The sequence below is a fragment of the Dehalococcoidia bacterium genome, from assembly GCA_003597995.1.
Taxonomy (GTDB): Bacteria; Chloroflexota; Dehalococcoidia; order Dehalococcoidales; family UBA1222; genus SURF-27.
The window spans coordinates 1-23,021 of sequence record QZJY01000056.1; the positions used below are offsets into that span (position 1 = coordinate 1).

General features: G+C 52.8%; 39 protein-coding genes and 1 pseudogene. 6 read left to right on the forward strand and 34 right to left on the reverse strand.

The window, feature by feature from the left end; genetic code table 11:
• The 26 genes and pseudogenes from C4542_07195 to C4542_07320 form a co-directional block, all read right to left on the reverse strand.
• A partial coding sequence (locus C4542_07195) for a phage tail protein (protein RJO61065.1) occupies positions 1 to 281 on the reverse strand: 281 nt, incomplete at its 3' end.
• Positions 278 to 823 (reverse strand): terminase small subunit, encoded by a 546-nt coding sequence (locus C4542_07200; protein RJO61066.1) that lies wholly within the window; start codon positions 821 to 823, stop codon positions 278 to 280. The genes C4542_07200 and C4542_07195, both read right to left, overlap by 4 nt.
• A 145-nt stretch (positions 824 to 968) precedes the next feature.
• Positions 969 to 1,172 (reverse strand): hypothetical protein, encoded by a 204-nt coding sequence (locus C4542_07205; protein ID RJO61067.1) that lies wholly within the window; start codon positions 1,170 to 1,172, stop codon positions 969 to 971.
• A 4-nt stretch (positions 1,173 to 1,176) separates the two neighbouring features.
• On the reverse strand, positions 1,177 to 1,485 hold the full coding sequence (locus C4542_07210; GenBank protein RJO61068.1) for a DUF1064 domain-containing protein: 309 nt from the start codon (positions 1,483 to 1,485) through the stop codon (positions 1,177 to 1,179).
• A 15-nt stretch (positions 1,486 to 1,500) separates the two neighbouring features.
• The gene (locus C4542_07215) at positions 1,501 to 1,860 is read right to left on the reverse strand and encodes a hypothetical protein (protein RJO61069.1); all 360 of its coding nucleotides are present in this window, start codon (positions 1,858 to 1,860) and stop codon (positions 1,501 to 1,503) included.
• Positions 1,850 to 2,629: a hypothetical protein gene (locus tag C4542_07220; protein ID RJO61070.1), complete on the reverse strand. Its 780-nt coding sequence runs from the start codon at positions 2,627 to 2,629 to the stop codon at positions 1,850 to 1,852. The genes C4542_07215 and C4542_07220 overlap by 11 nt, the downstream gene beginning before the upstream one ends.
• A gap of 303 nt (positions 2,630 to 2,932) precedes the next feature.
• Positions 2,933 to 3,301 carry a hypothetical protein gene (locus tag C4542_07225; GenBank protein RJO61071.1) on the reverse strand — a complete coding sequence of 123 codons (369 nt, stop codon included), beginning with the start codon at positions 3,299 to 3,301 and terminating at the stop codon, positions 2,933 to 2,935.
• A gap of 16 nt (positions 3,302 to 3,317) precedes the next feature.
• A complete protein-coding gene (locus C4542_07230; protein RJO61072.1) occupies positions 3,318 to 3,512 on the reverse strand; it encodes a hypothetical protein in 195 nt (64 codons plus the stop codon).
• Positions 3,509 to 4,819, reverse strand: a complete 1,311-nt coding sequence (locus C4542_07235) for an ISL3 family transposase (GenBank protein RJO61073.1) — start codon at positions 4,817 to 4,819, stop codon at positions 3,509 to 3,511. Before C4542_07235 ends, C4542_07230 begins: the two co-directional genes overlap by 4 nt.
• 78 nt (positions 4,820 to 4,897) lie before the next feature.
• Positions 4,898 to 5,608 (reverse strand): phosphoadenosine phosphosulfate reductase, encoded by a 711-nt coding sequence (locus tag C4542_07240; GenBank protein RJO61103.1) that lies wholly within the window; start codon positions 5,606 to 5,608, stop codon positions 4,898 to 4,900.
• A 34-nt stretch (positions 5,609 to 5,642) separates the two neighbouring features.
• Entirely contained in the window at positions 5,643 to 5,873 is a 231-nt protein-coding gene (locus C4542_07245; GenBank protein ID RJO61074.1) for a hypothetical protein, read from the reverse strand.
• Positions 5,864 to 6,022 (reverse strand): annotated as a pseudogene (locus C4542_07250) (DNA cytosine methyltransferase). The gene C4542_07245 and the pseudogene C4542_07250 overlap by 10 nt, the downstream one beginning before the upstream one ends.
• Positions 6,023 to 6,059: 37 nt before the next feature.
• Complete coding sequence (locus C4542_07255) at positions 6,060 to 6,272, reverse strand: hypothetical protein (protein RJO61075.1); 213 nt, start codon at positions 6,270 to 6,272, stop codon at positions 6,060 to 6,062.
• 124 nt (positions 6,273 to 6,396) lie between these two features.
• Positions 6,397 to 6,669: a DUF3850 domain-containing protein gene (locus C4542_07260; protein ID RJO61076.1), complete on the reverse strand. Its 273-nt coding sequence runs from the start codon at positions 6,667 to 6,669 to the stop codon at positions 6,397 to 6,399.
• Positions 6,666 to 6,923, reverse strand: a complete 258-nt coding sequence (locus C4542_07265; protein ID RJO61077.1) for a hypothetical protein — start codon at positions 6,921 to 6,923, stop codon at positions 6,666 to 6,668. The genes C4542_07260 and C4542_07265 overlap by 4 nt, the downstream gene beginning before the upstream one ends.
• A 27-nt stretch (positions 6,924 to 6,950) precedes the next feature.
• Positions 6,951 to 7,439 carry a hypothetical protein gene (locus C4542_07270; GenBank protein ID RJO61078.1) on the reverse strand — a complete coding sequence of 163 codons (489 nt, stop codon included), beginning with the start codon at positions 7,437 to 7,439 and terminating at the stop codon, positions 6,951 to 6,953.
• Entirely contained in the window at positions 7,414 to 8,031 is a 618-nt protein-coding gene (locus C4542_07275; protein RJO61079.1) for a hypothetical protein, read from the reverse strand. The genes C4542_07270 and C4542_07275 overlap by 26 nt, the downstream gene beginning before the upstream one ends.
• A gap of 285 nt (positions 8,032 to 8,316) precedes the next feature.
• Entirely contained in the window at positions 8,317 to 8,589 is a 273-nt protein-coding gene (locus C4542_07280; protein ID RJO61080.1) for a hypothetical protein, read from the reverse strand.
• Between the two features lie 175 nt (positions 8,590 to 8,764).
• The gene (locus C4542_07285) at positions 8,765 to 9,286 is read right to left on the reverse strand and encodes a hypothetical protein (protein RJO61081.1); all 522 of its coding nucleotides are present in this window, start codon (positions 9,284 to 9,286) and stop codon (positions 8,765 to 8,767) included.
• Positions 9,287 to 9,336: 50 nt separating this feature from the next.
• Entirely contained in the window at positions 9,337 to 9,984 is a 648-nt protein-coding gene (locus C4542_07290; GenBank protein ID RJO61082.1) for a hypothetical protein, read from the reverse strand.
• A complete protein-coding gene (locus C4542_07295; GenBank protein RJO61083.1) occupies positions 9,981 to 10,565 on the reverse strand; it encodes a hypothetical protein in 585 nt (194 codons plus the stop codon). Before C4542_07295 ends, C4542_07290 begins: the two co-directional genes overlap by 4 nt.
• Complete coding sequence (locus tag C4542_07300) at positions 10,552 to 11,568, reverse strand: hypothetical protein (GenBank protein ID RJO61084.1); 1,017 nt, start codon at positions 11,566 to 11,568, stop codon at positions 10,552 to 10,554. The genes C4542_07295 and C4542_07300 overlap by 14 nt, the downstream gene beginning before the upstream one ends.
• Before the next feature lie 17 nt (positions 11,569 to 11,585).
• Positions 11,586 to 11,996 carry a hypothetical protein gene (locus C4542_07305; protein ID RJO61085.1) on the reverse strand — a complete coding sequence of 137 codons (411 nt, stop codon included), beginning with the start codon at positions 11,994 to 11,996 and terminating at the stop codon, positions 11,586 to 11,588.
• A gap of 298 nt (positions 11,997 to 12,294) precedes the next feature.
• The gene (locus tag C4542_07310; protein RJO61086.1) at positions 12,295 to 12,663 is read right to left on the reverse strand and encodes a hypothetical protein; all 369 of its coding nucleotides are present in this window, start codon (positions 12,661 to 12,663) and stop codon (positions 12,295 to 12,297) included.
• A gap of 75 nt (positions 12,664 to 12,738) precedes the next feature.
• On the reverse strand, positions 12,739 to 12,921 hold the full coding sequence (locus tag C4542_07315; GenBank protein ID RJO61087.1) for a DNA-binding protein: 183 nt from the start codon (positions 12,919 to 12,921) through the stop codon (positions 12,739 to 12,741).
• A gap of 4 nt (positions 12,922 to 12,925) precedes the next feature.
• On the reverse strand, positions 12,926 to 13,171 hold the full coding sequence (locus tag C4542_07320) for a hypothetical protein (GenBank protein ID RJO61088.1): 246 nt from the start codon (positions 13,169 to 13,171) through the stop codon (positions 12,926 to 12,928).
• A gap of 276 nt (positions 13,172 to 13,447) precedes the next feature.
• Here C4542_07320 and C4542_07325 point away from each other — a divergent pair, with 276 nt between their 5' ends.
• The 5 genes from C4542_07325 (at position 13,448) to C4542_07345 (ending at position 15,208) form a co-directional block, all read left to right on the forward strand.
• On the forward strand, positions 13,448 to 13,780 hold the full coding sequence (locus tag C4542_07325) for a hypothetical protein (protein RJO61089.1): 333 nt from the start codon (positions 13,448 to 13,450) through the stop codon (positions 13,778 to 13,780).
• Positions 13,781 to 13,878: 98 nt separating this feature from the next.
• Positions 13,879 to 14,508 carry an XRE family transcriptional regulator gene (locus tag C4542_07330; protein RJO61090.1) on the forward strand — a complete coding sequence of 210 codons (630 nt, stop codon included), beginning with the start codon at positions 13,879 to 13,881 and terminating at the stop codon, positions 14,506 to 14,508.
• 1 nt (position 14,509) lies between these two features.
• On the forward strand, positions 14,510 to 14,761 hold the full coding sequence (locus C4542_07335; GenBank protein RJO61091.1) for a hypothetical protein: 252 nt from the start codon (positions 14,510 to 14,512) through the stop codon (positions 14,759 to 14,761).
• 2 nt (positions 14,762 to 14,763) lie between these two features.
• Entirely contained in the window at positions 14,764 to 14,970 is a 207-nt protein-coding gene (locus tag C4542_07340; GenBank protein RJO61092.1) for a hypothetical protein, read from the forward strand.
• Positions 14,971 to 15,010: 40 nt separating this feature from the next.
• Positions 15,011 to 15,208 (forward strand): hypothetical protein, encoded by a 198-nt coding sequence (locus tag C4542_07345; GenBank protein ID RJO61093.1) that lies wholly within the window; start codon positions 15,011 to 15,013, stop codon positions 15,206 to 15,208.
• On the opposite strand, the gene C4542_07350 is transcribed toward C4542_07345, so the two are convergent.
• Positions 15,209 to 16,234, reverse strand: a complete 1,026-nt coding sequence (locus tag C4542_07350; GenBank protein ID RJO61094.1) for a site-specific integrase — start codon at positions 16,232 to 16,234, stop codon at positions 15,209 to 15,211.
• Between the two features lie 35 nt (positions 16,235 to 16,269).
• On the opposite strand from C4542_07350, the gene C4542_07355 reads away from it, so the two are divergent.
• Positions 16,270 to 16,473 carry a hypothetical protein gene (locus C4542_07355; GenBank protein RJO61095.1) on the forward strand — a complete coding sequence of 68 codons (204 nt, stop codon included), beginning with the start codon at positions 16,270 to 16,272 and terminating at the stop codon, positions 16,471 to 16,473.
• A 243-nt stretch (positions 16,474 to 16,716) separates the two neighbouring features.
• Here the strand turns inward: C4542_07355 and C4542_07360 are convergent, their stop codons facing one another.
• From C4542_07360 to C4542_07390, 7 genes are all read right to left on the reverse strand, one after another.
• Positions 16,717 to 18,537, reverse strand: a complete 1,821-nt coding sequence (locus C4542_07360) for a hypothetical protein (protein ID RJO61096.1) — start codon at positions 18,535 to 18,537, stop codon at positions 16,717 to 16,719.
• Positions 18,538 to 18,539: 2 nt separating this feature from the next.
• On the reverse strand, positions 18,540 to 19,556 hold the full coding sequence (locus C4542_07365) for a hypothetical protein (protein RJO61097.1): 1,017 nt from the start codon (positions 19,554 to 19,556) through the stop codon (positions 18,540 to 18,542).
• Entirely contained in the window at positions 19,553 to 20,584 is a 1,032-nt protein-coding gene (locus C4542_07370) for a hypothetical protein (GenBank protein RJO61098.1), read from the reverse strand. Before C4542_07370 ends, C4542_07365 begins: the two co-directional genes overlap by 4 nt.
• Positions 20,581 to 21,027, reverse strand: a complete 447-nt coding sequence (locus C4542_07375) for a hypothetical protein (GenBank protein ID RJO61099.1) — start codon at positions 21,025 to 21,027, stop codon at positions 20,581 to 20,583. The genes C4542_07370 and C4542_07375 overlap by 4 nt, the downstream gene beginning before the upstream one ends.
• A gap of 1 nt (position 21,028) precedes the next feature.
• Complete coding sequence (locus C4542_07380; GenBank protein RJO61100.1) at positions 21,029 to 21,427, reverse strand: M15 family peptidase; 399 nt, start codon at positions 21,425 to 21,427, stop codon at positions 21,029 to 21,031.
• A gap of 12 nt (positions 21,428 to 21,439) precedes the next feature.
• A complete protein-coding gene (locus C4542_07385) occupies positions 21,440 to 21,664 on the reverse strand; it encodes a hypothetical protein (GenBank protein RJO61101.1) in 225 nt (74 codons plus the stop codon).
• A 13-nt stretch (positions 21,665 to 21,677) separates the two neighbouring features.
• Positions 21,678 to 23,021, reverse strand: a 1,344-nt coding sequence (locus C4542_07390) for a hypothetical protein (protein RJO61102.1), incomplete at its 5' end; no start/stop codon positions are given.

A 23,021-nucleotide genomic window follows, 5' to 3' on the forward strand; every position in this document is an offset into this window, starting at 1 on the left:
TTGTTTATCTCCAGCCCGAGCCATTTAACGTGGGCCGGGGTCATACCGCTCATGAGGTTGGCAGCGAGGAGCTTTGCGGAATCACGGCAGGTAGAATCATATATTCGAGCTTGGGACGCGCTTGAGGCGGCCCTTACAGCGTCTGCAGGAAGGGCTTCAGAGCCTATCTTCTCGCCCCGAAGCGGGAAGGTATACTGGTAAGCCTCGCGCCAAAAAGATTCAAGCGGTGCCCTGAGGGCCTTCAAAGCGTCAAGCCTGCGTATGTGGTCAGCACCTGTCATTTGCCCTTTATCCTTTTGAGGCGTTCAGCCGCCTTGCGTTCGGCTTCGTCTATCTGGGGCTTCTCGTCGGTGAAGTCTACCTTCTGCTCTGAAACGTCTGTGAAAAGCTTTAAATGCCTGCCGAGCCTGTCGAGAGCGCCTAGCTTGTCATGAAGCTTAAAACGTACCGTGCCGCCAAACTGCGTCGTTGTCTCTGAGAGCTCTGCTACACAGGCCATTTGTTCAGGCGTGAGCTCTGTTGAATCCTTGAGTTTGATTCCACCCGAGCTCCATTCAGCGAAGTCCTTCATATTCGAGAAACCCAACTTCGCAATCTCCTGAAGAACCTTGTCAGCGGTGATATCAAGCTTTGTGGTGCGCTTCTCAAGGGCCTTCTGGATAAGAGCTTGAACCTTAGCCTTTCTTAGCAGACGGCTTGCGGTTACTTCCGCTGACCTCCCACTGTATCCAGCTCGTATCGCCGCTTGCTTCCCGTTAAGGTCTATCAGGTACTCATGCACGAATAGCCTTTGCTGCGGAGTTATCCCATCTTTGGGGCTCATGGGGGGATTGTAAGGGGGGCAAGAAAACCTTGTCAAACGGCTGAGGGATGTAAAAAGGTATTAGAAAGGTATTAGAAAGGATATAAAAGGGGTGCGAAAGGGGTGCGAAAAAGGTATAAAGCCCCGCTGTGACCGGGGCCCATGCCTATTCCTCGTCGTTTTTTGGCTCGACTTTCGGCAATGATTTGGAAGCCTCCTTGTACTCCTCGAGATTCAGGACCGGCTTGCCGCCGTCGTGCGCGAGGACGCCGAGCCGTTGCAGGCGCTTCTTGGCCGTGAACCAGTTTTGAACGCCCAGGAACGCGCATATCTCCTTGCGGCCGCGAACTTCAATGTCTTTTACAGTCATTCCTTCAAACCTCCTCAATCGTAATCGGAAATAGGCTCTCGACCATACGCTTCTTGGCCTTGTAGGATTCCGTCTTCATGCCCTTCACATCGACAAATGAGACAGTCCCATCGGCCTTGAAGACCTGAAAGTCCACGACATAGCGGACGCCCCCGGGAAGATAGAAAGGGACCTGTCTGAGAAAGAACACGACCTCGCCGGTGCGCTCTCGGAGCTTGAGCCCCTGGTAGTAGTTCGCCTCCTTTTGCGAGTCGAACCGGATGCCATCGAGTTCCGTGGCCCTGGCCTTGTATTTATGGAAAACTCTTCTCATGTTCTCTGCGCCTCCTTAGCGAGCCTCAAATTTTGCCCCAAGCCCGTCGATTATCGCCTTCAACTTCTCGCGCCCCTGCTGAAACTGCTCGTCCGTGTAACCGTCTTCGAGCTGTAACGGGGAGACTGGCCTTACGTTCGCATTGGACAACACCTGCTCAGCGGCCTCGTGTATCAACCCGACGATGTTCGTTCCAGGATAAATATTTGTCGTATTGCGGCATATCCGCTTAATGGCTTCGAGGTAGGTACGGTCTGACAGGTCTTTCGTCATCTCGTACCAGACTGCAAGCTTTTCTTTCTCCGCCGTCGCCTTGAAATCGGTAACGCAGGCCGACAGTATCGCTATCCCTTTACTGAAAGTCTCATAGTCCATCGCCGCCCCCTAATGCCTTTTGCCGTTCATTGCCCTCCACGAGAAGTCGAGCTTCATCGAGGGCCGATAAGGTCTTATCCATCGAGGAAGACTTAGGTTGTCCGGGTCCCGGCGGTGACTTGCCCAGTGGCTCCCGCTTCTCCCAATTCAGAATAGTTGCGTAGTGGGAAGAATACTTATACCCCTTTGAGGCCATGCCGGAACTCAGTCGCTCGATAAGGGCCAAGGTCTTTTCCTTACCAAACCGCTCTTGGAGTTTTTCAAGCTCCTGGTCTGTCAGAAGAACATTCTGAAATTCTCCGTGGAGAGATTTGGTGCGCGCGTCGTCCTCTCCTTTCCCTTCTGACTCCCTTCCCTTACTACTTCCCTTATGACTACTACTTCCCACCGCTAGCCCTCGTCGAATACTCGGCGAATACTCGTCGAGTATTACTTCTTCTGGCGGCTCCGGGTTTCTGGTTTTTGAGGGCTTATCTATCTTCTGATGAGCATCAAAGTTCTTGATATAAAAGTATTTTTCGCCGTTGGTCTCAAAGGGCCTGATTACATCTATTGATATGAGTTCATTGAGCCATCCATCGAAAATAGAAATCTTTGTGCTATCGTAAGGGAAGATTTTGTTGAGTAGCCATCGAGAATTGCCCTTTACGACGCCGAAGTCGTCGGAATATATCCACATCCCGATAAAAAGGAGCCTCGCATCACGCGAAACAGACCCTAATTTTTCATCATCGCAAAACTCTGGTTTGACGGTGCGGATTCTTGCCATCTACGACTACTCCTTAAAAAGGTTCATCTATCATTTATCATTTTGCCGGGGTCGGCAATATGATTGTTCTTTAAAACAGGGTCATCTGTCCTGCCCCTCTTTTAACAGGACAGGTATCGGGCAAACACATGGTAAAGGGTTCAAGCGCATGACCTCTCATTATGGGTATTGGTGGCTCGGTATATACCTCTCCCCCAAGGAGGGTACAAAAAACATAGGCCCTCGGCGTCCATCCGCCGCCTTGTTGAAAATGGCTATGATGGTCACAGTGCCCGCTGTGCTCACCAGCGTTAAAACAGTCCTTCATCGGTTTGCCGCCTTCAACTGAGTCCGCAGGGCGGCCACTTCCTTTGGATAAGCCTTGCGCCACTCTTCCCAGCTTTCATGGGTCAGTTTGTGCCGTATCCAGAGAGGATGGTCCGGTTTCGGTTCAAAGGGCTTTTTCTTTCTCGGGAGGCATCTTTCACATAGCTGCCCCTTCGTGTGCATGTAAAGGTGTTCAGCACAGAAGAAGAGCCCGCAGCCGTGCTCACCCCCGTAAGGCTCTCCCCCGCATACATAGGCCAGCCCCCGGTCAATCTCTTCATTGCAATCCGGATGGTCGCAGTACGCCGGTACCCCGTAGCCGATATCCCTATTCCAGTTATTGTCGAATCCATAAGACCAACCCATGAAGACTCCTATCGGTTTACTTCTTTCGTCTCGCCGCAATCCCATTCAGCACTAAAATAAGAATGCCTAATGCCGTGTAGATGTCCCCCGAGGTAGCTGGTCTATTGAAGTACTCATATTGGTAGTCCGCCCAGAGGATAAGGACGATTCCTATGATGGTGGTTATCATCGCGAAAATCTTGGATCTGCGTACTATAGGGTTGAAAGTCACTTGATATCACCTTTATCCACCATTGCCATGAAGGTTGAAATGTCCACCCCGTAGTTGGTTTCATACGGAATGCCGGACATGAGAGAGTTGCTCACGGAGAAGGCGTTTTTATCGTACTTAGGGGCTGAAACAGTCTTCTTGTGCACCCCCTCAGCAGTAAGGACCTTGACCCGGAGGACGTTGAAGGTATAGCCGCGCCCCTTCCGGTCGAGGTCCCTTATCCGGCTGTTGAGCCCCTCGGTATAGGCATTCGTATACGGGGCCGTGAAGTAGCCGAATAGCTCCATCTCCCAGTTCATAAAGCATGTGAGGATTTTCTGGAAATCTGGGATAAGGTCCTCCGGGATGGCCTCTCTCCAGGCGTAATACCTCGCCCTGGCGCTCTGTGCCCCCTGCTCCTTGTCATCCCATATCTCATAGAAAGCCTCCTTAAGCTCGTACGCGGCCCCCAGTAGAGGATAAGCCTTGCTCCAGATATCGACATTCAGGCGTTCCTTGTCATTCAGGGCATGACGCCTCTTGAGCAGGGTGAAACGGTCGTTCTTGAGCCTCCTACGCTGTTTGGTGGTCAAATCGGCGCGTAGCTTCTTCCTGACGCTCTCCATCGCTTCACTGGCCATCCTGACGATGTGGTACTTGTCTATGATGATCCTGGCGTTCGGGAAGACCTCGCGCACGGCATCCCGGTAAGGGTTCCACATGTCCATACAGACATACTTCACCTTAGAGGCGTCCAGGGACCGGAAAAAGTTGATAACCGTCGGCTTGTTCCGGTTCGCCAGCATCTCGATGACGGTCTTCTCCTTGATGTTTGTGACCACGAACCTGGACACCCGCAGGAGATGAATTTCATCTATACCGAGAACCTCGGGCGTCTCGAACCTGAACTTACGGGCTATCTTATCAATATGAATATGGAATATATCCCGTACGGTCTTCTCTTTAAGGCCCGTTTCTTTGGCGATACTTGTAAAGGGCCGATGGATGCCTTCCTGCTCGATGTACTCCTTGAGGCGCTTGGTCATCAGCCTGCCGGGGACCATATCCTCCAGGTGCTCAAAGAAGGTCTGGTTGCAGCTGTAGCACCTAAACCGCTTCCGGCGCACCAGCAGGTCAACTGCTTTTCCTCTTATTGGCATATCCATGTAGCGCTGTTTCCTTTTCCCGTACTTGACTATCTTTGCCGTTAAATCCCTACAGGCTTGGCAGACGGTAGGGTCGCTAACCGTCTCCAGAACCAGCCTGATACTTTTCTCTAATTCTTCTGAATCAACTACCTGAAAATTTGGGAGATCGAGGATAGGCATACGGCACACCCCTGAGGTTTTTCCCTCAATATCCCAAAAAACGGCCTATCTTTTCAACCCTAAAATACGAATTAACTACTACAGGCTTAATGCCTCGCAAAATATTCCGCAGTCCTCGACTATGGGCGGCGTTGACCTCCCCCTTTCAGGATCAAGCTCATCGAGGAACACGCCGCTGATACAGCTCGCCCCGATTGCTCGCTCCATCTCCGCCCTGGATTTAAAAACCTCAGGGAAGTCCTTGCGTATGTGGTTCCAGTAGCCCATGCCGCCCTTCACGCAGCCGATACAGTTGTTGTTGGAGTAGCCCATGTCATACATTGCTGGCCTTCTTATGCCACTGGCTTTCATAATTTTATGCGCATCGCCTTTGGTGATGCGATGATCGATCAATGGGAATATGTGCTTATGCTGTGGCATTGCTTCCTCTATATCCTTAGCTCTGTCGGCCTCTAAAGCATCCATGCCCCATATGTATGTGAACCAGCTGAAAAAGGTGTTACGAAACTCCCATTCTTCACGCACTCTACGTTTCAGGAGTTTGGTGCAGACGGCACCATGAGGACTTCTAATAAAGCTCATAGCTCTGCAGGCATCCTCAACGCTCTTATATGGCGAAGACAGGATACACACTTCCTTGCCAAACCACTGCTCGCAATCCTGGACAAAGCGCATCGTATCTTCATGCTGGTCCTTGATATGTATGTAGAAAATTCGGTCTATCCGGTCTATTGCCAATTTAATTGCAACCGCGCTTGAAACCCCGGCGCTAAACCATGCAACTCCCACATCGCGCATTTTTTCAACCCTCCAATACGATTCTCTATTCCTGTGTACCCTTACCTCTATCAACCCTTAAGTACGTAGTGCCAAAATCTTCTAAAAGGTTTATCTCTACCGCGGTACTGACGGTAACTTTGTTTTTCAATCTCCGCTTCTGCTTCACCAGGCGTATAAAATAATCCTCCAGCAGAATCGTCACCGGGCAGTACCACCCCTCCGGCAGGTCGTCGTTAATCGGACAGAAGTCTGGGGGAAGGGGTCTTAGAGGCATGATTCTATCCTCTGGCCTTGCATATACGCCTTGATGAACTCCGCCGCGACATACGGGTTGATGGCATTGCCGTAGGCGCGCAGGCGTCCCACTCGGGCGGGAACCCCATGAGCCAGCGGGAATGTGCCGGGTTCAACTGGCCGCCGCTTTCAGTTCGTTCCTGCCGTGGATAAGTTCGAGAGTCATCTACTTCCCCTTCCTCTGATAATGCTTCAGCACCTTAATGAGCTCGGAAAGGGTACCATGGCTCACCAGAATTTCGTTCTTGCCCTGCTTTATCTCAACCATCCCGTCGCTATAATCCCGGAGATTCAGGGCGGGCTCGCCTACGCCATCTTCAACCTCCTGCCATATCGTGTGAAGCTCAAAGTCGTTCTTTAAAAGCTCTCTCTGTATCATTCTCCCCTCCTTATCTTGATATGATTCAGAAGCCCGTTTGTCAGGGCTTCAATCCTTGCCAGCTTTTCTTTAGCTTCTTTCGGGTCGTCCGTGCTCTCGGCCTCGCTCTTGATGGCGAGAAGGGTTATATCGACAGTATCACCCATCCCTCCATGAGGCCGTACACGGGCCCACGGAGGATGTGTTTTATTTTGGTCATGTGCTCATAGCCGGTATAAATGAGAGGCATGGACTCGCTACCTTTCATCTCCTCGCCCGTGTAGAGCGTCTCCTTCAGAATGAGCGTATCGCCTACCTTGAAGCCTCTGTCGTCGAAGCGTATCTCGCAAGTCTTCTTGCCCGCGATGACGGCCCTGAACATGTCGTGGTCGGTTTTAAGATGATGTGTTTTACTCACGGCCTCTCCTTGTGCTCTTTGCCGTCCAGCAGGATAATTGCCTTCTTAAAAGTGCCGATTGACCTGAATCCGGCGGATATGAATCCTTCGTTTTTCTCTTCATCGTAGGTAAAGTCAAGGTCACGGGAAAGAACGCACGCCTTTTTCACTATGGCCCTTTTAAGGGACGCATGGGACAGCTTGTTTATTTTTTCAATCCAAGAAACCTTGCCTCTTCCAACCTCTTTAAATTCAATTAATTCAGCGTGTGTCATACCCCCTCCTCGCTCATCAATTCTGAATCAAATCCTCTTCCCGAACTTGTCACATTGGTAAAGTACCTTCCCTTCCCTAAAAGCTATCTTATGAGGATAGGACGGGTTCGGCCATTCATAGAGGTCTTTTATAGCAACCTCGATAGCCACATAAATATCGTCTGCTTCATTCCTGAACTCATCACAGAAATAAGGGCGGGAGCAGGCGTGATACTTTCCCTCACCACATTCGCCATGTTCCGGGCTCCATGCGGGGTGTGTTACCGTCGTGCCGATAGCCCATAAGGTTTCGTTCTTGGTACGCTCTTGGGTTTTGCAATCATGTGAGACTTTTTTGAAAAGAAGCACCTTGTCTTTCTTAACCGGCACGCCCTCGCGCTCCAAATAGGGTAAGGACTTATATCTCTGGACAAGACAGGTCTTTGCTTTTTGGAATTTCAGTTTGAGGTCAATGGGCAGGGACAGCATGGAAAAGCCGTACAGGGACAGTTTAATAGAGGCGGAGAACGCACGCACAAGGGTCTGTCCCCATGCCACGACTGAGGAGTTTTCCCATGCCACGACTGAGGAGTTTTCCCATGCCACGACTGAGGAGTTTTCCCATGCCACGACTGAGGAGTTTCCCCTTGCCACGACTGAGGAGTTTCCCCTTGCCACGACTGAGGAGTTTCCCCATGCCACGACTGAGGAGTTTCCCCTTGCCTCGACTGAGGAGTTTTCCCATGCCTCGACTGAGGAGTTTCCCCTTGCCTCGACTGAGGAGTTTCCCCTTGCCTCGACTGAGGAGTTTCCCCTTGCCTCGACTGAGGAGTTTTCCCATGCCACGACTGAGGAGTTTTCCCATGCCACGACTGAGGAGTTTCCCCATGCCACGACTGAGGAGTTTCCCCATGCCACGACTGAGGAGTTTCCCCTTGCCTCGACTGAGGAGTTTCCCCTTGCCTCGACTGAGGAGTTTTCCCATGCCTCGACTGAGGAGTTTCCCCTTGCCTCGACTGAGGAGTTTCCCCATGCCTCGACTGAGGAGTTTTCCCATGCCTCGACTGAGGAGTTTTCCCATGCCTCGACTGAGGAGTTTCCCCATGCTCTTATGTAGCGGCCCTGCCATCTATTACAATCGAGCGTAGCCTGGATTCTCAAGATGCCGAAAACTTCGAGTACGCAGTTGAGCCGAAGTGATATTTCAATAATAACTTCTTCGCCTTTTTCGATTCGTTGTAGTTTGTCCAGTTCTTCTTGCGTTTTAATGATTTTTTTCATAATCTATTTTTTCTCCTCGCTCTCATCAGTGTCGGCCTTACCGACAGACCGCCCGGAAGGTCATTATGCCGGTATTCTCCGGTTCCGCTTTTCAGCGACTTTCCTTTCGGTCACTTCCGGACGGTTTCGAGCTTTAGATTGAAGTCAATGATTTCAGAGCCCTTTCTGCGGCCTCCGGCCCGTTGTCTCTGTTATATAAATATGTGTTCAACTCGTCTCCCACGAGGTTTACCTTCATGACGCGACCCTTGACATAATCAAAGTAGGTGTTGTTCTTTAGGAGCTCCGCCGCCTCTTCTTTGGTCATAGGCTTGTGTTCATAAGACAAAAACCCCATACCCTGCGGCCTTGCATTGTTATAGAGAATCGCCAAAACCTCTGCCTTATCGAGTCCAGATATGTTCATCTTCCCTCCTTTATTTACCGGGGCCTCTCGACCCCGGCTCTACAAAAAGGTTTCCTGTGAATTACCTCATCCCTTGGGCCTCCTCTCCGGATGCCCGCTGGCAAGGCACCCTGCCGGACAAAACAGCGGCTACCCCAACAGAAAGCCTCTGTGCCAGCTACCGGCTGAAAAATATTTACGCCCTCGCCTCGCTCCTGCGCTTCCTGCCCTGCTTTGTCGGCTCTGGCATGGTCGGGTCTTCCTCGGGCTCCCCTTCCTGCTCTTCTGACTGGCCCTGCTCTTCCTGAGAAGCGGACTGCTCTGTCTTCTCTTCCTGCTGAGCTTCTTCGAACTCTTCGCCGTCTTCCTTCTCTTCCAGCTTGAGGTGCTGCTGGCGCTCGTACTCGTTTATAGGCTTCGAGTCCACCATCTCGCCGGTATCGGTCCTGTAGAGGCGCTTTACGCCATCATTCCAGAGATAGTCCCAATAGCACTCGACCTGACGGAACTCGTACCCGTTCACGACATTGCGCGAGACGGTGTTAATCTCGGATGTAAGGCGCTCCATCCTCTCCTTGTGATAAGAGGCGGCCGCCTTCTTTTCTAGCTCGGCCTGCGCAAGGTCCTGCTGCTTTCTCGCCAGCGCCATTGAGTAGTTCTTCATCTCCTCGTCCGTGAGAACGCATTTCAATTCCCGTGTTTCGTTTGGCTGTAGCATGAAACCCTCCTTATGGTTAAATTGCGAATTTGGTCAATTTGGGGATGGGCTTACCTTCTCCCCGCCGCTATGTTCTTGGTCGAATAAACCCTTATGCCAGGTATGTTTGTGGCCTTCTTCATGGCCCGGACTACGCCGTTTATCTTGACCTCATCAAGCTTGAGGTATTCCCTCGGGATAAGGTTCGGGTCGGTTATCTCCCACTTCCATTCCTCGCGTAAGGTTCCGTTTGCCAGTTTGGGCGCGGGGGCGGCCATCGGCGCAGGCATGACGGTAGACTCTTCCAGAATAGCCTCGGCGACTTCAGGGGCACCGTGTTCTTCAGCCTGTATAGCAGCCTTCAACTGCTCCTCTTCCTGGAGCTTCCTAAGCCGCTCCTCTTCCTCCTTCTGTTTGCGCTCCTGTTCGGCGATATAGGCCACGGCCTGCCCTTTCAAGTACATCTCGGCCTCGGCAAGGGGCGTGTCCACTTCCTTCATCTTCGCCAGCAGGTCCTTGTGCATCTTGTGGGCCTGGTCACAAAGGGGCTTGAAGTAAGCCGATACCTGCTTTCTGGTATCTTTGACTGTGGCAAGCATCTCATCAGCGGCCTTTAAGGTGTTGTTATCGATTACCTTCAAGCCTTTGGCCTGTGTCGTCAGGGAAAGCGCGTCGTCAAAGTTCTGCGCCTGTGGGTTTACTGCAAGTGCGGTGTTCATAGGTGGCTCTCCTTCCAGCGATAAAGGGTTAATGCACAAAGGAATGTTTTGCGGCAGAGTGCCGCGTCCGTTATCTCCTGTAGCGAATAGCCCCCGGTGTTTTTGAGATAGAGGCTGTAAAACTTGTCTATATGGTGCCCATTCCCGATGAGAAGTCCCTCATATCCACCGGCCACCTGAACCTTGTAGGCCGGATGAGGGCTGCCGGACTTGATATCGAGAAGAACCTTCTTTCCGTTCAAAACGCCATACCTGTCTATGGTTCCGGCATAAAACAGGTGCGGGTGAAACATCGGGGCTTCGATGAGTTCAGGCACAAAGCCGCTATCCTTCCTGAACTTCATCCAGCCCTCAAGGTATGGCTTTATCTCAGCGTCGAGGCTGTCCGCATCGAGGTCGTCCCGGTCGTAAAGCTCCGTCGCCCTATGAATATAGGTTCCCTTGAGCATGGCACTTCCATTGGAATGCGGGAACTCTAAGAGCCCTGCTGCCTTCAGTATCGAGGTCACGCCGGGGAGTTTGTCGTCTCCAAGCCAGTAAGTATGGCTCGCCTCATCGAACATGAACTCAGGCTGTGGCATAGGGGCAAGGGCTCCCGTTTATGGTGCAGACCGTCTTCATGTCGTTGTCCATCTCTGCGCTACCGCATATGCTAAGGTCTTTCGGGCAGCCTTCGGGCAAGCTTGCCGGGGCCTCGTCGCAAACCTCAATGGAAACTATCTCTTTCCCGAATTTGCCGACAGTGAACCCTATCTTTACCGTTTCCCCTGCTACGGCTACATTGGCAAAGGATCCCGAGAATGTCCCGTATTTCTCCCCGCCTGCGTTAATCGTCCAGGCCTGCCAGTCTTTGCCGTTCTTGCTGCCCTTCTTCGTGGTCACCGATTCGACCGTGGCCACGACATATTCCGAGGCCACGACCTGGGCCTGCTTGTCCGAGCCCTGCGCCTGAGACTTGGACTGCGGCTGCTTCAGTTGCTGGCTCCCGACACTCGTGTTATTACCGCCCTTTGCCCCGAGTACTTCTTCTGGCATATCCTCAATGTCCTGTGTGAAGATGTCAGAGGCCGCCGTTACCGTAAGAATGCCGTCCACAAGGGAGCGCTTCTTTGCCATCTTCAATACCGTGTTCGCCACATCTGCCGGGTTCGTGCGTACCTGCTGAATTTCGCCGTTCCGGGTATACTTGACGCGCTTCCTATCTTCGGGCGTGGCGTCCCACTCTTTATTGGAAACAGCCCCGCGCCAGTTGTACTTGTCTTCCTTCGAGGAGCACTCGCCCACGCCACTTCCAAGGAAAAGGCCCGTGGCTTGGTTCGTGATACGGGTCAACACCCTGAAGGTCAAGCCGTCGTCCGTGGGTATCTCCTGAATCTGCGGGTCAGCCGCCAGCCGAAATGTCATCATCAGCTTTTCCGCACCCGGCTTGAGGAGTGTCGGTTTATCGCCGCACCCCGGCACCGTGCCGTAATGCTGCCCTTTCTGCATTACGGACTTCATCACCTCCTGAATCAGATTGACCTGTGCCCTCATAGCGACAGCCGTCAGGGGTCGCGGGTCCTGTAAAACCAAATCGTCTTGCATATCTCCTCCTGTAAGGTTTAAGGTTCAAATAAATCGCTCATCCAATGAGGGCGCTTTACTTTTATATCCGGCGGCAGAAAAGTAACTATGCTGTGACGCTTATTGTCGTAGACTACCCTGTAAGTCTGCCCCTCGTAAGGCACGTCCCAAACAGTTACACGAAGTGACTGTCTCTCAATGAAGGCGCATGAATCGTTGTTGGTCTTTATCAGCCGCGCTATCCGCTTTATAGCGTCAGAGCTGAGGGCTTTCCCGTATCTTTGCGCTACCCGTTTTCTGGCGTGGAGCATTTGGCACTGGCTCTTTGTCCGCCGCATGGTCCATACCCCCCGGTTGTAACGCTCACACCTGTTGCACTTCCCCTTCATCAGGTTGTAGCAGGTTGCTAACCCGAGAAAAAAACCTATGAAGAGGCCGAGTATCAGCATGACGCCCCCTCTTTCATAATCGCTGCCCCCATGAACAGGGCCCTTTCCACCGTGGCCGCCTGTGTCTCGTCGAGCTTAAAGACCGTCTTCAGGAAAGCCGCCTCTTCCATAAGGCGCGTTTTCACCGCTTCCGGCAATGACGATTGAATCTCTTTCAGGTCCTGCATGATGTCTCCTTGTCCACATATAGGTTTGAGACGCGACGGAAAGTGCTACCAGCACTACGGCCAGCCACAGGAGCGCGTAGGGGGCCTTGTCCAGGGCCCGGTCGAGCTTGTCGAAGTTCTCGTCCATCCCCTTAGCTCTCCCTTCCTATGTGCTCGCAGAGCTTTATGAGCCCCAGACGGGCCTCGCTGAGTAAGTCTTCCTTGAAGGTGATGCGGCTTTTCATCTCTCTTGCCTTCGCTTCAAGCTCGACGACGCGCTTGTTCAGCTCGCATACCCTGTCGTTATGCAGCCGGGTCATGTCCGCCCACTCTGTGCGAATGTGCTTGCGAAGGTCCCCGTCCTCGATATGGTCGAGGCAGTCTATGATGCGCTCGTACTCCTTGACTACGTTGCGGCAGATGTCCCCGCACTCGGGACACTCCTGCTGACCATCCCAGTCCGGCGCGTTTGCCGGGTCGTTCATATCATTCGCTTTGGATCGTGCCATTTGTTCGCTCATGGGAGCCTCCTTGACAATCTGAAAAGCTGACTTAAGCTCGGCTATAATGGGGAAGGTATAGCCTGGTCGAAGTGATTAAACCCTTGCCCTTTTAGTTCTTTTCCTCAGGTACTCCTTGATTGCGCTCTCGGGAATCTGTACCGGCCTGCCCTTGATATAGGTAATCTCCCTCGAGCTCAGCTTGTTAAGGAGCGTCTTCGGACTTATCCTGAGAATCTTCGCCGCTTGTTCCTTCGTGTACATAGGTTCGATAGACATTGGTTTACTCCTCGCTCAAAACAATCTTCAGTGTCGCCTTTAGCGCCCGAATCTTTGCCGACCCCTCAGAAGGGTCAGCTATCTCACAGCCCACATAGTCGAGCAGCTTGTTTATTTCCGGTTCCGTCCAGCCGTTCTCCCCGTTCATTCTCCGTGAAAGGACAGAAGGAGAGAGGTCAAGGGCAACAGCAAGCGTTTCATTTTTTCCCGCCCTCTTGAGCGCAACCCTTAAAAGTGCTGAAAAATCCATCTTTTTTCCCTCATCTTGCACTCGCGAAATCCCGTGCAATTCTTCTTGCGGGTAATTGCACACCTTTTCAGGTATAAAAAAACCATGTACTTACATGGCTTGAACACACTGCTTGTTTATGATAAAAGAAAGGGCAGAACACCCATTCCCGGCGAAGGTACTAGGGGTCTGCCCTTTTCTCTTAGGGGTGGACGAATAGGCAGATTGGGGCTGCTGTCCGTCCGGGCTCCCTAAGTTTTTAAATTCGTTTTTCATTTTTTCTGCGCCCCCAATGCGCTGATAAAAAGGAGAATCTACTCTGTGGCTGACAAAATCACCTGGTTAACACACGAATTCACTGTCCACCTGCACGGGGAACAATGGAACAATGTCGCGGGAATCTACATCTTTGCTGGTCTGAATCGTCTGAACCAGTGGACCCCTCTTTACATTGGGCAAGCTGGCAGTTTTCAAGACAGAATTCCATCGCACGAGCAATGGGATAAGGCACGGTCTCTTGGGGCCACCCATGTTCACGCGAAGGTGGTTCAGCTTCAGCCGCAGCGGGATTCAATAGAAAAACAGCTGATTCAGGCCTTTCAGCCTCGGTTGAACACTCAGTTGAAGTAAGTTTGTTTTCCATCAGCAGCCCCAAGTGGTATGGGGATTATATCAATATTTTGATTTATGTCAATATTAAATTACCATTTTTTAGGAAATAAAATATAGTGAGTACTTCTGAAGTAGTTGAAAAACTTAAAGAATACATGGCCGAAAATAATCTTTCTGCAAAGCAACTGGCGGGAAAATTAGGCTGGACACCCGGTGATTTAGGTGCGATTTTGGGCGGCCATAAGACGATTGGTAAGAATCGTTTACTTCATATTTCAAAAACTCTCGGCATCACTTTCGAGATTAAGAAAGTTTTCGTAGCTGAAGGACTCCCCGGCGAACCCGTCCCCCCGCCCCTGCCCGGCGACATTCCTGTCGTGGCCTTTGTGAAGGGCGGCGATAAGGGCTTTTTCGATGAGCAGGGTTATCCAGTAGGCGAGGGCTTCAGGAAGACAAAGCGCCCCTACGACCTGAAAGACCCGAACGCCTATGGTGTAGAAGTTCGCGGGACCAGCATGGCTCCGAAGTTCGAAGAAAAGGAAACACTCGTCGTTTCTCCCGCCGCGCCGGTCATGAATGGAGATTATGTAGTCGCAAGGACTACAAATGAAGAATCAATGGTAAAAAGGATTTACTTCAGGGACGGGCTGATCGTGCTTGAGAGCTTCAACGAACCGCCTCTTGTCTATAAGAAAGAAGAGGTCCTTTTCTATCACAAGGTAGTTTGGGTAAAGCAGAGGGGGTGAGATGCGACTATTTGCAATAATCTTAAATTTCCTTCTCCTGGGTATTGTTGGCTATCTGTTTATTAAGCATGGTCCACCCAAGGATAATTCTGGCGATGCGCTCCTTGTGATTTTTATTATTATGGTGCCACTGTGGAACCTAATTGCACATTTTGGGGTAAAAGCCCCAGATAATTTATTGACGCTTTACATAAGAAGAAAAATTTTGGAAGAAAAAAGGAAAATCAAACAATTGAGTGAGGAGAAAAAATAGATATGCCCATGAGAATCCTGCTTTTGTTTCTTGCTTTTGCAGTTGTCGGTTGTTCACCAAATTACATGGTACTCATGAAAAACCCGCAGACTGGAGATGTCAAGGAGTGTAAAAGAAACCCGCTAAAGAATTTTGTCTGGGAAGAGACACGCGTCGTCGATGAGTGCGCCGCCCTCTACGAAAAAGCCGGATACCAGAAGGTGCAGTAAAGTGCATAGCAATCAATCTCTTCGTAAAGCAGGAGGCCCCATGAAAATTCTTCTTATAACATTGCCTTTATTTTTCCTTGGCTGCGGCGGTATGCCTCAGATGGTTCTTATGAAGAACGCGCAGTCTGGCGACCTCAGAGAATGCAAAGTAGACCCTTGGGGTGATATCCGTCACAACAAACAGATAAACGACTGCGTTTCGCTATACGAAAAAGCAGGTTATGAGAAGGTACAGTAATCACAGCAAATCAATCTCCTCATGCGTCTCTTCTATGGGGATGTGCGCGTAATGCTTCGTGGTCACGTCCACGCTTGAATGCCCCAGGTACTTGCTGACCAAGTAAATGGAAACCTTCCGGCGCAGAAGATGGCTGCCGAAGGTCTCGCGCATGGTCTGGATGTTGATGTGGTCCAGCTTGGCGTCCTCAGCCACCTTCTTGAACTCGCGGTAAAGGTTGTTCTTCCAGGGCACACCGGAAGGCGTGGGGAAGACGAACCGGCTGGTTCGCGGCAGGCCTTTTAAAATCTCCCTGAGCTTGCTGTTTATGGGGATGTTCCGCTCCTCGCAGTCCTTTATCTTGTTCTCAGCTTTCGAGCGTATGCTGATGACGTTCCGGGCAAGGTCGACGTCGCTCCACTCGAGGAAGACGAGCTCGTTCTTGCGGAGGCCCAGGTAATAGAATCCGGCTATTATGGGGTACAGGTTTGGATGCAGGTATCTTGCCACCAGAAATAAAATGTGGACCTCATCAAAAGACAGGTCCTTGAAAATCTTCTTTACCGGCTCGACGCGCTCGACCTCGTTTGCGGGGTTTTCGCGGCAGTAACCTTTCTTGATGCAGAAGTTCAGGAAGGACTTCAGGACCTTCAGGTCTTTATTGGCTCCAGCGAGTGATTCCTTTACGCGCTTGAGGTAGTGCCTCTCGACCGCTCCCTGGGTGATTTCGTCGGGCCGGGTCTCGCCATCGCAGTCTTTCTCGAGGTAGGCCTTGAAGCGATTGAGAGCGCCTTTTCTCTCGCGTATGGTCTCCTTGGACCTGCCAGCATTGCCGACCTCGATGTATTCGGTCACGGCTTCGGACAGGTCTTTGCTTATCATCAGGAGGGTAGACTTGTGAAGGCTCCGCGCCTCCCTGTGCTGATACTCGGCAAGAAGGATTTTTGCGGCATCACGCGAAGAGACCTTCAGCGACTTCTGAAAGCTCTTGCCGCCCTCCTTCCAGCCTACCCAGAAGTACTTCCCTCTTTTATAAATGTACGCCATCGGATGTAAGAACAGTGTAAGTTACAAACCTGAATTTGTCTGATTTAAGCAGGATTATAGGGAAGATTCGGGAAGAAGTCAACGAGGATAAAACACCGGAAAATCCAAAGTATTTTCAGGAATTGCTGGTTTTATTGAGGTTTTTAGTTGGTGGCGGTGGGTGGAGTCGAACCACCGACGCGGGGCTTATGAGAGCTTTTCAGCTATTACAAATCAGCTATGATTTCAAATACTTATAAAAATGCTGTAAGTATTATGTAAGTCTACTCCACCGTATAAACCCGCCATGTTGACTGGCTATTGCTTTCGAGGGTATAAAACTGGCGACGCTGGAGGGCATCTATAGGCGTAGCTGTAGTGGTGTCGAAACGTCCGTATATCACGCTCTTTCCATCTATCCAGAAGGCCCCCTGTGGAGGTCTTCCGTTATGCGTCACGGCCCTGGTTATGCCGTCCCCCCAACGCGCCCTCATCCTTTGCCCTCAATTCAACTGGTTGTCGACGTAGACTTTCGCGCCAGCCTGATACTTGGAAAGCTGCATCACATAGCGTACCGTTCCTTTGACGGACGGCTTGAACGTCACGCTGAACTTCGTCCAGGTCTTATTGTCGGAAAGGACCTGCGTGGACAGCACCTTCGCCGTGGCGAGCGTGTGCGCATCATCAATGTATTCTGCCGACAAGTACAGCCTTGAAGCTTCAGGCCAAACCGTCCAGCCTTCGCCCCGCACATAGACGAAGCGGGTCTGCTCGGTTGCCGGAACATCGAATTCATCCCACTCCAGAATGGAAAGCGGGGTCGCTCCGGCGCAGTTTGAAAGCGGGACAACCTCAATTGTATCACCTGCCCCGCCCGGCCTCAATACAGTCGTATTCCTGATAATGTCCCCGAACTGCTTCCAGCGGTAATGTGCTCCCAAAACCCTGAGATGATTTTCCGAGGAGACGCTTATCTTCGCGCTGAAAGTGTTCCTGTTCGCGATAACGGGGTCAGGCGGCATCAGGACGCCGCGCATCTTCACCTCGGTAAAAGAGTTCTCCAGCATATAGATGTCGACCAGGTTTCGTTTCATCACTTCGCCAGCATCATAGCCGAGACCGCCGAACAATAGAAGGCCGGTCCCGCCGACGATGGCAAGCTCATTCGCGAAGAGGTTCCCCGTGACAGACACGAGCGTCGCGTTATAGAGGCCGATGTAGTTGGAATAAATCTCGCCCGTGAGCTTCGTCTCGTAAAAACCGGTTATCGCCGTGTAGCAGGCGAATATATCAAGCCCGTCCGTTGAAGAGGCCAGAGCCGTACCTATGAGTGCAGAGGCACAGGAAAACACCCTGCCGGATGCCTGGATGTTTATCCCGCTTGTGGTCTCGATGAAGGAGCGGCCATTTCGGAAAACAACGCTCTCAAGGACAGGGTTGTACTTGGTGTTTATGCTGTGGAAGCCGACAAACTGCGCGTCCTTGACATGGACGTTCTGGTTCAAAATCCCGTTATTGTCGAGAATACGAGGCCTGTTCGTGTTGTAGTTGCCTATCGCGCCGGACGCCAGGTTCTTATAAAACTTGACGTTCCGCCCCACGTTTGTGACGCGCCCGCTCGCGTAGAAGGTCCCGCCGGGGAAGGTCTGCGCTATCGTTATCTCGGTGTTCCCGCCGTTAAGCGCCATGCTCGCAATCGAGACAATGACGGTATCGGTATTATAAGCCGAGTAGTCAGTGCCCCTGTGAACGGTGATGGGCTGCCCGGCTTGCCAGAGCGCGGTGTAGTCTCCTACAACGGTGAACGTCTGTCCGGCCGTCCAGTCTGCCGCAAGCTCGGCTATGTCATTCGACCCGTAGTGATCCGGGTCTCCGTAGATGGTGAGCTTCCCGCCGTTGGCAATATTTATCCCTTTCACGTTATCAGCGGTAGTGCTCCAGACAAGCTCAGCCGTTTGGTCTTTCAGGATAGGCGCCTCGAGATTCCCCACCCTGAGCTCGCCGCCGGACTGAATCACTATGTCCTGATGGCCGAGTGCGACCTTTGTGTTCATGTCCGGCATGAAGTTTAGAATACCGCCGCTGGCTATGGTCATCTCCCCCAATGCGCGGGAGTTGCTTACATTGTACCTGACCTCATGGCCGATAGTCACCGTGTCGCCAGCGATAGAAGGGTAATCCACGTCGCCCCATGTTTCGGCGTCGTTCCAGTTGCCAGCTTGCACCGATACGAAGTTCTGCGCTCCCCTCGAGCTCTTAGACTCGAAAGAGGCATACGCCGCACCGGGCGCACCTATAAGGCTTATGCGGGTTTTCTGTGCCATTCCTATACGATGATAAAGGTGTCGCCCACTGCCGGCGCCGTAGTAAGGGCCGTAAAGGTAAGCCTTCCCGCTGCGGTCGTGCCGGTGATATTCGTAGCCTGCCCCCTAAGAGCCGCCGTCGTCGTGTCGCGTAAAAAGATGAGTATCCTGCCATTCATCTGGCTCGCTGCGTCGAATGTCAGGTTCGTCGTCATCTGCGTGTTCGAGAGCGTCCCGGCTATGGCCGCCCCATTGAAGATAGCTGCCGCGCTCAGGGCAAGCCTTGCCGCTGCGTCAGCCGAGCCGTTTATCTTCGAGATGTTCACGGCCTGGTCTGCCGAAAGGCTGAATCCGGCCTTGTCAGTGAGCGCACGTGTCCCATACGTCCACACCTCTTCCGCCGTTGCCCCGCTCCCGCCCCCAGCTCCAGAAACCGCAGAGTCAAGGTAGCTACCAAAGGTTCCTGCCGTGACATGGCCAGCCTGCTCTTCATCCCAGATGGCATCCACGCCGGCAGCAGAGAGTGAAAATCCTGCTTTATCTGTTAATGCTCTTGTCGCAACGGCCCATACATCAGCCGCCGAATGAGTGGAGAAACCCGTTGCCGTAAGCCAATCCCCCTGGTTCGTCTGAAGCTCATTCGTATCGGCCAGAATCGTCGCCGTCTCGCTCTTTATAGCAGCAACGTCAGCACTCACGGAAGCGCCTGCCGGAGCGCCGAGCCGGGCATATATATCCGCCGCCGTGTTGGCGACGAGCATGAAGCAAAACTCCGTGGCAACGGCTTTGCCGGTGGTGACAGTCCCGGCCATGCGAATGACGTGCTGCCCCGCAGAGAATCCTGTAGTGTCTATCGTCCCGCCGTAGTGCCCCACTTTGGAGTTCTGCTTTGCCGGGGCCGTCAGGTCTGACCATGTGCCGTTGGACGCGCGGAGTTGAGCTGCGACCGCTGAAGGGTCCTCGACCGTGCCGGTATCGTTATGAAAGTTTGCCGCGTAGAAAACGGAATCACCAGCCTTGAATTCTCCAAGATATATCATCTAATCGACCCCCAAGCAGAATTTATACCGCCCCCGCCGCCAGCTCCATCGTCGAGCTGGTCGATTATCAGGCCGCCCCATATTCGCCTCGTAGCGTCTTTTGTCCAGGGACTGCCTCCGTCGCTACGGGATGCAAATGTAAAATCTGAGCCGCCCGAAAACAGGTTCATCATGGCCGCATCGTGCACGGTGAACTCGTGGAGCGTCACGTTTGACGCGCCGGGCTTTACGGCCAGAAAATAATCCGCGCCTACCGTAGGCTCATGGGGCGTCGAGAAACGGTACGTGAATATACGCGCTGCCGTGGACGCACGAATGTCCTTGTCGATGGTGTAGGTGGCCCTTGCAGTCGTACCCTCGTAGAGCACGACGTCACAGTCTGCGTCTGCGTCGAGTAGCAGCCAGAACCCGGCTATACGGTTTTTCATTCTCGGCGTAAACGCTAACGCCCTTTCATCAGGAGTTGAGGACGATGAAAAAGTTATCGCTTCGCTGCTCGCGCAAGGCAGGCAGTCCAGCGCACCGTATGTCCCGTCATCATACTTGAGGGTGCAGAGCGGGGAGAACCCATATTTAAAAGCCAAATGTATTACGTGAGGGAAGGCGCGAGCTATCGCAGCTGCCATCGCGCTGATTTTCATGTTGCCAGCGACGAAAGAGTTGAACCCCACGGACATGGCGACGATATCGTCTTTCGTCACAGAGGCATTAGTGCCCAGGGCCACCTCATGAAAGGTGTTCGCTGAAGGCGTTACAACGCCAGCCACCATGCCGCCGTATGCGGTCGTGGTTGCGTGTCCCGTAGAGGGGTCAACTGTATACAGCCCGACCTTGAGGTCGTCACCAGTCGTAATTGTGCCAACCCTAAACCCGAGATGGGTAACAGTGCCGGTCTTGGGCACCTGGAGGATGAAATGGACCTTTTCCGTCCCTGCATCTATCACCAGCGTATCATCGATGCTTGCGGTCGCCGAGATGTTTGGTATCTCAGGGAGGCAAAAGCCGCCGATAATATTTTGAAGTGTCATTTCGTGACCCCATTCCTTTTGTCAAGGCTCCGCAACCCACCTACGCCCAGGAGGGCGAACAGGACGTAGATAAGAAGCTCACTGTCGATAGAAGGCGGCTCCTGCCAGCCCATGTTCTTCGACACCCAGACAAATAGCGGCTGAATCATGGCCGTATAAAGGAACCCGGAAGCACAGGACCACCCGGCAAGGGGCCGCCAGCCCCCCTTGTACAGACTCCCGCTCTGAGCGTCCAGCTTGTTAAGGTCGTTCTGAGCGAGTAATATCTGATTCTCAAGCCCCATGATGGCGAGCTCGATTTCTGCCTTCTTGTCAGGGGGCAGGTCGCCGGTGAGCGCAGTGCGAATTTTTATGGCCGCATCTCCCACGCCGTTAAGGACTTCGCCTGCGCCCTTCCCCGCGGCCTCGACCGTGGAGCCGGTCAGCAATGATAAAAGGCCCATTTTAAAGCCCTCCTCCTGTCAACGGGTGCGTCCGGTCTACCCCATCACCGTACTCGAAGTGATTCGCGTCCCATCCAACCTTGACCGCGTACTCCTCGAGCTTTACGCCGAACCGGCCGCCCCACCTGCCGCCGAGCTTTTCCCACCGCTCCCCGAGTGGTCTGTAGGCCGCCGCATCGGTAACATACTGACCGCCAATGAACAGGTTGAAATCCACAGCAAGCCTGTCCAGGTGCTTCGATTCCATCGTTTTGGAGTAGCCGGACTTGACATAAAGCTTCTGCTGCTCCTCTGTCCGGTACGCCTCGCCGAAGGTCAATTCATATCCGTTGGCGTGCGCCCAAGCTATGAGCTCACATACCATTAGGGCAAAACGCTGCTGTTTTTGAGAAAGGGTCACGATTTATACTCCTTATTTAAAAGCTATGCTGGCCAGAACGCCGACTGCCAGGGTAAGTATCGAGATTACGGCCGTCACCCAGGGCGGCAAGCGGTTTATCATCTTGTCCACGAGGGCCTTGATATCGTTCCTTATCTCTTTCAGGTCCGCGCCGTGTCTCTCCTCGACGGCCTCGACGTAAGCGCGGGTATCCTTGTTATACTGATGGCACTCTCTTATGGTCACGTCTTCCGCCAACTTCCAGCCCTCCTTACGATGCTTTTATTTCGGTTATGGTTATGGACGAGGCCATGACGCCGCCGAAGTACCTTGAGCCACCAGACCCATTAAAGGTAACAGTGCTCCCGCCACCGACAATCTGCCCGGCCCTGAATTTAAAGGTTGTTGCCGAGGTAGTCCCGGCCACCATGGTATGCCTGATTATCATAGGTATTGGCGCACCGTCCCATCCGTTGGTTGTGTTGCCGTTACAAGCAGCAGCAAGAGCGTTAGCGGTGGAATCCTGGAACAACGCTCCTGCGATGCGCCGAGCAGCGGCAATTGACAGATATGCCACAACATCTATTATTAATATATTGGTCGTAGCTTTCGGCGTTATCGCCAATGTCATATATTCGTCGCCCTCGGTATTCTGAGGGATGGTGTCATCTATAGGCATCTCGGTGGTGCCCGTGGCAACCGCCCCGGTCTGAGTTTTCTGAACCTGTACCGTCGCCCCATCGGGCAAGTTCTTCCATGTGACCTTGCAGGGGTTTGTAAGAAGCCAGCTCGCGCCTTTTTTACGGAATACGGCGATATGCCCTGCAGGAAGGTCCCCAACAAGCACGGGTTCATCATCGTCTCTTACTATAGTGACAGCCCCAATCCCGTTTACGTTCAGCGTCGGCGTCGTGGTCAGGTTCGCGTTCGCTATCTTGACGGCTACTTCCATGCCCTCGGGAGTGGCAGCCGGGGCAGGCGCGAGTGTCGCCACATAGGCGTCAGCCGCGCCGGTGTCCGCAACGTAGGTGATGGAGCCGGACTGCACCTCTGCCCTGCCGAAGTAGGGATTCATCAGCACCCATTTGTCGAGCGAGGCGTCGTAGGACAGCTCCATCCTGTAGTTCGCCCCGGGTATGTCCCCGGCCTGCAATGCGGCCCCGCTGCCCTTTACGATGGTCTTGGCATCAAAGGAATTCAGGGCAAAGGTCGGCGTGGTCGTAGCGTTCGCCCCCGACGCTTCGACGCAAACCTTCAGGTTATTCACGAGCGCGGCAGGCGCGGGGTCTACAGTGGCCGTTATCTCGTCTGCCGTTCCACCGGCTACGCCTTTCAGCACAGGGTCGGTAAGGCTCAAATCTCCGTCCACGAGCTGCAGCCCGGCCCCGATGGTCGTCATCGTCTCGAGCATTTCCGTTGCGGTCTTTACGGTTGGAGCGCCCGACGCGTCAAAAGCCAATACCTTGCTTGCCCTGCTGGCAGGCGCACCCGTCAGGGAAACATCATCCGTTTCCTCGATAGGGAGCTTTATGGACCGCTTCACGTCGCGCCGCAACTGCTGTATGAGGCGCGTGTTCTTGTCGAGGTCATCGTCGAGCGTAGCAGCCGCAAGGTC